The sequence below is a fragment of the Paraburkholderia sp. SIMBA_054 genome (assembly GCF_046534875.1).
Lineage (GTDB): Bacteria > Pseudomonadota > Gammaproteobacteria > Burkholderiales > Burkholderiaceae > Paraburkholderia > Paraburkholderia hospita.
Genome location: NZ_JAWRXV010000474.1, coordinates 1 through 312 on the forward strand (window position 1 = coordinate 1; position 312 = coordinate 312).

Annotated in this window: 1 protein-coding gene; it reads left to right on the top strand. The window is 58.0% G+C overall.

The annotated features are described in order from the left end of the window. On the top strand, nucleotides 1-240 hold a 240-nt coding region (locus tag SB822_RS55965), incomplete at its 5' end, for a hypothetical protein (protein ID WP_410858960.1). Between the last annotated feature and the right edge of the window lie 72 nt (nucleotides 241-312).

Sequence of the window (312 nt, forward strand, 5' to 3'; positions counted from 1 at the left end):
CAAGCGATCATTCATTACTCCGCTCGCAAGATGTGGGTAATCCTGAGACTTCGGACCGATAGCGCACGCGTTCCACCCTGTAAGAGCGCCAAGCTATACGAGGCGACAACCTGCACACAGTTTGCCACCTGGGCGGCACATACCATTCGCTGCCGCCTGCCCAAGTACGCGTATTCGAAGCGGGTGAAGCGTTCATTCGAAGCGTTGGCAACGAGCACCAACCAGGGCACTGTCGCGTGAAGCGTGGGGACGTTGGGGGCCCGTGGATAAGAACACGGGCTGGCGGTGTTAGCCGCTTTCTTTTGCCTACTT